6 protein-coding genes and 2 pseudogenes are annotated in these 6910 nt (G+C 69.0%); 4 read left to right on the forward strand and 4 right to left on the reverse strand.

Features of this window, described 5'->3' with window-relative positions; genetic code table 11:
- The 3 genes and pseudogenes from IY392_RS00725 to IY392_RS00735 form a co-directional block, all read left to right on the forward strand.
- Nucleotides 1-203, forward strand: a pseudogene (locus IY392_RS00725) (2-phospho-L-lactate guanylyltransferase); the annotation flags it as partial.
- Entirely contained in the window at nt 155-2296 is a 2142-nt protein-coding gene (locus IY392_RS00730; protein ID WP_228548856.1) for an RNA degradosome polyphosphate kinase, read from the forward strand. The pseudogene IY392_RS00725 and the gene IY392_RS00730, both read left to right, overlap by 49 nt.
- A complete protein-coding gene (locus IY392_RS00735; RefSeq protein WP_107756673.1) occupies nt 2293-3210 on the forward strand; it encodes an NUDIX hydrolase in 918 nt (305 codons plus the stop codon). The genes IY392_RS00730 and IY392_RS00735 overlap by 4 nt, the downstream gene beginning before the upstream one ends.
- Nucleotides 3211-3219: 9 nt before the next feature.
- On the opposite strand, the gene IY392_RS00740 is transcribed toward IY392_RS00735, so the two are convergent.
- From IY392_RS00740 to leuC, 3 genes are all read right to left on the reverse strand, one after another.
- Nucleotides 3220-3600, reverse strand: a complete 381-nt coding sequence (locus IY392_RS00740) for an HU family DNA-binding protein (RefSeq protein ID WP_107756674.1) — start codon at nt 3598-3600, stop codon at nt 3220-3222.
- 119 nt (nt 3601-3719) lie between these two features.
- The gene (gene leuD / locus IY392_RS00745; protein ID WP_107756675.1) at nt 3720-4325 is read right to left on the reverse strand and encodes a 3-isopropylmalate dehydratase small subunit; all 606 of its coding nucleotides are present in this window, start codon (nt 4323-4325) and stop codon (nt 3720-3722) included.
- Between the two features lie 5 nt (nt 4326-4330).
- A complete protein-coding gene (leuC, locus tag IY392_RS00750) occupies nt 4331-5797 on the reverse strand; it encodes a 3-isopropylmalate dehydratase large subunit (RefSeq protein ID WP_107756676.1) in 1467 nt (488 codons plus the stop codon).
- A 70-nt stretch (nt 5798-5867) separates the two neighbouring features.
- Between leuC and IY392_RS00755 the strand changes: the two genes are divergently transcribed.
- Nucleotides 5868-6569, forward strand: a complete 702-nt coding sequence (locus tag IY392_RS00755) for an IclR family transcriptional regulator (protein WP_194860269.1) — start codon at nt 5868-5870, stop codon at nt 6567-6569.
- Nucleotides 6570-6597: 28 nt separating this feature from the next.
- Here IY392_RS00755 and IY392_RS00760 read toward each other — a convergent pair.
- Nucleotides 6598-6910, reverse strand: a pseudogene (locus tag IY392_RS00760) (ABC transporter substrate-binding protein); the annotation flags it as partial.

Here is a 6910-nt window from a genome sequence, read left to right on the forward strand (position 1 = left end):
CTCGACACGTCTCCGAGGGTGGCGCGGTGGCGCTCGAGGGCGCCGACCCGTCGGGCGCGTCCGGTCGCGACGTCGACACCCCCGAGGACGTCCTGGCGTTGGCCGGGCGGTCGGTGGGCGAGGCCACCGCCGCCGTGATCGGGACCCCCTCCGAATGTCAACGTCCTCACGCCGCGGGTGTATCGGCAACAATGGTCCGGTGACCGCAGACGATCCCGTGCTCGAGCAACTCCCCCGACCCCGTGACCGCTACCTCAACCGAGAACTCAGCTGGCTCGATTTCAATGCCCGGGTGTTGGCCCTGGCGGGCGAGAAGGATCTGCCGCTACTCGAGAGGGCCAAGTTCCTCGCGATCTTCGCGTCGAATCTGGACGAGTTCTACATGGTGCGGGTGGCCGGCCTCAAGCGCCGCGACAAGACGGGGCTGTCGGTCAGGTCCGCCGACGGACAGACCCCGGCCGAGCAGCTCGGCCGCATCAGCGTCCGCACGCGGGAACTCTGCGACGAGCAGACCCGGTTGTTCCACGACGAGATCCGGCCGGAGCTCGAGGACCACGGGATCCGCATCCTGGCCTGGGGCGAGTTGACCTCCGACGAGCAGTTCTCGCTCGCGGAGCTGTTCCGGAACTCGATCTTCCCTGTGCTCACCCCCCTCGCCGTGGACCCCGCGCACCCCTTCCCCTACATCTCCGGGCTCAGCCTCAACCTGGCGGTGATCATCCGCGACATCGGTTCGGGTCAGGAGCATTTCGCCCGGGTCAAGATCCCCCACAACGTGCCCCGGTTCGTCAGGGTCGACCGGGGTGTCGAGGACGAGTACTCGTTCGTCCCGGCGGAGGAGATCATCGCCGCGCACCTCGGCGATCTGTTCCAGGGGATGGAGGTGGTGGAACACCACGTCTTCCGTGTGACCCGCAACGCGGACATGGAGGTCGAGGAGGATCGTGACGAGGACCTGCTGCAGGCGCTCGAGCGCGAGCTCGCCCGCCGACGCTTCGGATCCGCCGTGCGTCTGGAGATCGCGGAGGACATGACCTCCCGGATGCTCCGGATCCTGCAGCACGAACTCGATGTGGACTCGGAGGACGTGATCCGGTTCTCGGGCCTGCTCGACCTGACGGGGCTGTGGCAGCTCCACGGCCTCGATCTGCCCGACCTCAAGGACCCGGCGATGGTCCCCGCGACTCCCCCGGCGTTCGGCGAGCGTGAGACCGCCCGGAACATCTTCGCCTCCCTCCAGGAGGGAGATGTCCTGGTCGAGCACCCCTACGACTCGTTCGCCACCACGGTCCAGCGGTTCATCGAGCAGGCCGCGGCGGACGACAACGTGCTGGCGATCAAGCAGACCCTCTACCGGACCTCCGGCGACTCCCCCATCGTCAACGCGCTCGTGGACGCGGCGGCGGCCGGCAAGCAGGTGGTGGCGCTGGTCGAGATCAAGGCCCGGTTCGACGAGCAGAACAACATCCGCTGGGCACGCGAGCTCGAACAGGCCGGGGTCCACGTGGTCTACGGGCTTCTGGGACTCAAGACGCACTGCAAGACCTGCCTCGTGGTGCGCAAAGAGGGCGACCGGCTCCAGCGTTACGCCCACATCGGTACCGGGAACTACAACCCCAAGACGGCGCGGTTGTACGAGGACGTCGGGCTGTTCACCGCGGACGAGGACGTCGTGTCGGACCTGACGGACCTGTTCAACCACCTCACCGGGTTCTCCAACGTGTCCAAGTACCGGCGGCTGCTCGTCGCGCCCGAGGGCATCCGTTCGGGGATCATCGAGAGGATCGACCGGGAGATCGGCTTCGCCGCCGAAGGACGAGAGGCGGGCATCCGGCTCAAGGCCAACGCACTGGTCGACGAACAGATCATCGACGCCCTCTACCGTGCCTCACAGGCGGGCGTGCAGGTGGACATCGTGGTCCGCGGGATCTGCGCTCTGCGCGCCGGCGTTCCCGGGCTCAGCGAGAACATCCACGTCCGATCGATCCTCGGCCGCTTCCTCGAGCACTCGCGGATCCTGAACTTCCGAGGGGCCGACGAGGTGCTCATCGGCAGCGCCGACATGATGCACCGGAACCTCGACCGCCGCGTCGAGGTGATGACCACCGTCACCGACCCCCGGCTCAAGGTGCAGATCCACCGCATCCTCGATTCCGCGTTGGACCCGGCCACCCGCAGCTTCCACCTGCGGCCCGACGCCACCTGGGCACGGATGCCCGACCCCGGGGACCGGTCCGACTCGGTCGACCACCAGGAGCGCATGGCCTCCGTGCACGCGGGATTCCGGGACCGATGAGCAGGAAGTCGACCAGTGGCGACCGCGTCAGGGTCGTCCCCGCTGCGGGAGCGGTCCTCTACCGCATGGAGAACGGGGAGGCCCGCTGCGCCGTGGTCCACCGTCCCCGGTACGACGACTGGTCGCTGCCCAAGGGGAAGGTCGATCCCGGCGAATCGCTGCCGGTGACGGCGGTGCGGGAGATCGAGGAGGAGACGGGCCACACCGCCGTCCTCGAATCGAGGATCGGGACCACCGCGTACCCCCTCAAGGAGAACACCAGAAAGGAGGTCACCTACTGGTCCGCTCGGGCGACCGGGGGTGACTTCGAGCCGAATTCCGAGGTCGACGAGATCAGGTGGCTTCCGGTGGAGGAGGCCAGGGATGTGGTCTCGTACGGCCTGGACCGGAAGATCCTCGGCCGCTTCTCCGCGGCCCGGCCGGTGGACTCGGTGCTCCTGCTGGTCCGACACGCCAAGGCGGGGAGCCGCTCCGAGTGGAGTGGGGACGACTCCGCGCGTCCACTCGACAAGACCGGACGGACCCAGGCCGAGCTCCTGGCACCGATGCTCAGAGCGTTCGGTGTCCGTAGGCTGTACAGCGCTCCGCGGGTGCGCTGCGAGCAGACGGTGGGCCCCCTCGCCGACGAGCTGCGGGTCGGGGTACGCCTCGAGCCGGCTCTGAGCGACGAGGCCTACCTCGACGACCCCGTCGCCGCCCGCACCAGACTGATCGAGATCGCCGACGGCGACGGTGTCGCGGCGGTGAGCTCGCAGGGGACGGCCATACCCGGGCTGATCGGGGACCTGTCCCGGCTGGCCGGGCTCGACGTGCCCGACACCTCCACCAAGAAGTCCGGGACATGGGGGCTGGGGTTCGCGGACGGGAGGCTGACGTTCGCCGACTACTACCCGAGCCCGCTCCCCGCGAGGTGAGGCGGCCGCTCAGCCGACCTTGTCGCGGTGGTTCACGCCGTTCTTACCGACTCCGCCGAAGGACTGGTGCGAGCTCGTGCGCTTAGCCGCGAGGCGGCCCTCGGGGAGCGTCTCGGAGCCCTGCACGACGGACTTGAAGTACTGACCGGGACGGAACGCCGGCGAGTAGGTGGGCGGCACCGGGATGGACTCCCCGGTGTGCGGGTTGCGCGCGACCCTGGCCGCACGTGCGCGCTTCTCGAAGATGCCGAATCCCATGATGGTGATCGACTCACCCGCCGCCACCGCCCGCACGATGATGTCGAGAGTGTTCTCCAACGCCTCTGTGGCGAGCTGGTGGTCTCCGTCCATCCGTTCCGCCAGCTCGGCGATCAGATCGGCCTTGTTCACGGGTGTCCCCCTAGAGATGAGTACGCCGACGCGGCAGAGAACCGCGCCACATGAAGATAAGCATACTCACACGTTGCCGTCTCGGGGGTCATTCCGGACGAGCCTCCGTGATCCGCCGGTCACCCCCGGCCGGGCACGGTGGTGACCGGCTTGAACGACGGTCGACGCGTCTCGAACTCGGCGATCGCCTCCGCTTTCCGTAGCGTGAGACCGATGTCGTCCAGCCCCTCCATGAGACGCCACCGGGTGTAGTCGTCAATCTCGAACGGGACGGTGACCTCACCCGCGGTCACGGTCCTGGACCCGAGGTCGACGGTCAGCTCGATGCCAGGACGCTCGTCCATTATCTTCCACAACAGATCGACGTTCTGCTGCTCGACCTGCGCTGCCACCAGACCGGACTTGCCCGAGTTTCCCCGGAATATGTCGGCGAACCGCGAGGAGATGACCACGCGGAAACCGAAGTCCTTCAGTGCCCACACCGCGTGCTCGCGGGATGAACCGGTGCCGAAGTCCGGGCCCGCGACGAGCACGGAGGCCCGGTCGTACGGGGCGCGGTTGAGAACGAAGTCGGGTTCGTTCGCCCGCCAGGACGAGAAGAGTCCGTCCTCGAACCCGGTGCGTGTGACGCGCTTGAGGTACTCGGCGGGGATGATCTGGTCGGTGTCCACGTTGGACCGGTGCAGCGGGGCCCCGATGCCGGTGTGGGTGATGATCGGCTCCATGTGGATCAGGCCCCCTTCGCGGGCTCGAGATCTGCGGGCGAGGCCAGCCGCCCGACGACGGCGGTGGCCGCGGCGACCGCCGGGCTGACGAGATGGGTCCGGGCGCCCTTGCCCTGGCGACCCTCGAAGTTGCGGTTGGAGGTCGAGGCGCAGCGCTGACCCGGCTCCAGCGAGTCCGGGTTCATCCCGAGACACATCGAGCAGCCCGGTTGACGCCATTCGGCGCCGAACGCGGTGAACACCTCGTCCAGGCCCTCCCGCTCGGCCAACTGACGCACCTGCATCGATCCCGGGACGACCAGCATTCGCACGCCGTCGGCGACCTCGCGGCCCTCGATGATCTCCGCCACCGCCCTCAGGTCCTCGATGCGTCCGTTGGTGCAGGACCCCACGAAGACCACGTCCACGGGGATCTCACGCAGAGGGGTCCCGGCCTGTAGATCCATGTACTCGAGCGCGCCCTCGGCGGCGATGCGGTCGCTCTCGTCCCCGAAGGACTCCGGATGCGGGACGGAGGACCCGAGGGGCGCTCCCTGACCGGGGTTGGTCCCCCAGGTGACGAACGGGGTGAGGGCCGAGCCGTCGATCACCACCTCGGTGTCGAACACCGCGTCGTCGTCGGTCCTCAGACCGTTCCAGTACTCGACCGCGGCGTCCCACTCCTCGCCCACCGGAGCGTGTGGACGCCCCTTCAGATAGTCGTAGGTGGTCTGGTCCGGGGCGATCATCCCGGCCCTGGCGCCGGCTTCGATGCTCATGTTGCAGATGGTCATCCGCGCCTCCATCGAGAGCTTCTCGATGGCCTCTCCGCGGTACTCGATGATGTGCCCCTGTCCCCCGCCGGTCCCGATCTGGGCGATCACCGCGAGGATGAGGTCCTTGGCCGAGACCCCCGGCTGCAGCTCGCCGGTGACGGTGACGGCCATGGTCCGGAACGGCCGCAGCGACAGCGTCTGGGTGGCCATGACGTGCTCGACCTCGGACGTACCGATACCCATCGCGATGGAGCCGAAGGCACCGTGCGTGGAGGTGTGGGAGTCGCCGCACACGACCGTCATGCCGGGTTGGGTCAGCCCGAGCTGGGGTCCGATGATGTGGACGATGCCCTGACCCGGATCACCCATCGGGTACGCCCGGACGCCGAACTCCTCACAGTTGGTGCGCAGCGTCTCGATCTGGGTGCGCGAGACGCGGTCGGCGATGAGGTCGACGGCGCCACCGATGATGTCGGTCGGGACGTTGTGGTCCTCGGTCGCGAGGGTGAGATCCGGACGACGCAGACCGCGGCCCGCCAGCCGCAGTCCGTCGAAGGCCTGGGGGCTGGTGACCTCGTGGATCAGGTGGAGATCGATGTAGATGAGGTCCGGTTGTCGGGCTTCACCCTCCCCCTCGCCCCGGACCACCACGTGGTCGTCCCACACCTTCTCCGCCAGGGTTCGGCCCCGGGCGCCTCCGGACGGTGTCACACTCATCACGCCTCCAGTACCCGCCCCGGGTGACGAACCGATGGATTCTCACCATGTAGGACGCTATAGTCGAACTGTGAGACAGTATAGCGGGATCGGAGTCCTCGACAAAGCCATGACGGTGCTCCACGCGGTGGCCGAGCAACCGTGTGTCCTCGCCGACCTCTGCGAGCGCACCGGGCTCCCCCGGGCCACCGCCCACCGGCTCGCGGTGGGCCTCGAGATCCACCAGCTCCTGTCCCGGAACGACGCCGGGGTGTGGAGCCTCGGTCCCGGGCTGGCGAAACTCGCCTCCCACGCCGCGGACTCCCTGGCGGAAGCGGCGTCCAGCGTCCTGCCGCGCCTGCGCGAGGCGACGGAGGAGAGCGTCCAGGTGTATCGCCGCGACGGCGACCGGAGGATCTGCGTCGCCTCGGCCGAGCCCCCCACCGGCCTGCGGGACACCGTCCCCGTGGGGGCCGTGCTGCCCATGAGCAGGGGGTCGGGAGCGAAGGTCCTGGCCGCGTGGGCCGACCCCGCCACCCAGCGCGCCCTCCTGGCGGACGCCACCTACACCGAGCGGCAGCTGGCCGAGGTCCGGCGACGCGGGTGGGCTCAGTCGATCGCCGAGCGGGAGGCCGGTGTCGCCTCCATCTCGGCCCCGATCAGGGACTCGGCGGGCAGCGTCGTGGCCGCGATTTCCGTCTCGGGCCCAGTGGATCGCATCGGTCGACGCCCCGGGGTGCGCTGGGCGGCCGACCTCCTGGCCGCCGCGGAGGCGATCCACAAGCGGTTGTAGGCCCGGGCACCCTGATTGACCCGACCAGCTAGGCCGGCCGCCGACCCTCGACCAGACGTCCGAGCGCCCACGGCAGACTGCTCACACTCGGCTGCCGGACCGCCGCCACGAGGTCGCCGTCGCGCGGATCCACCCGGACCACCTGGACACCCGTTTGCCTGAGCTGTCGATACGGGACCGGCACCAGGTCGGACACGACATCGAATCCCAGTTCGCGAATCTCGGCTCCGAGCGGCGACCGTCCGTCGAGGGTGGCGACCGGGGTGTCGGGGCGGGCGCCGGTCCCGACGACGACGGCGAGCGCCTGCACTCCGAGCCGCCGCTGACCTCCGGCCCAGCCT

Origin of the sequence: Dietzia sp. SYD-A1 (assembly GCF_015356725.1) — a bacterium.
Taxonomy (GTDB): Bacteria; Actinomycetota; Actinomycetes; order Mycobacteriales; family Mycobacteriaceae; genus Dietzia.

Bases quoted from the DNA above. Each gene is read 5' to 3' on its own strand.
- leuC (WP_107756676.1), bottom strand. From the start codon at position 5,797: ATGAGTGTGACACCGTCCGGAGGCGCCCGGGGCCGAACCCTGGCGGAG.
- IY392_RS00730 (WP_228548856.1), top strand. From the start codon at position 155: ATGTCAACGTCCTCACGCCGCGGGTGTATCGGCAACAATGGTCCGGTG.
- leuD (WP_107756675.1), bottom strand. From the start codon at position 4,325: ATGGAGCCGATCATCACCCACACCGGCATCGGGGCCCCGCTGCACCGG.
- IY392_RS00735 (WP_107756673.1), top strand. From the start codon at position 2,293: ATGAGCAGGAAGTCGACCAGTGGCGACCGCGTCAGGGTCGTCCCCGCT.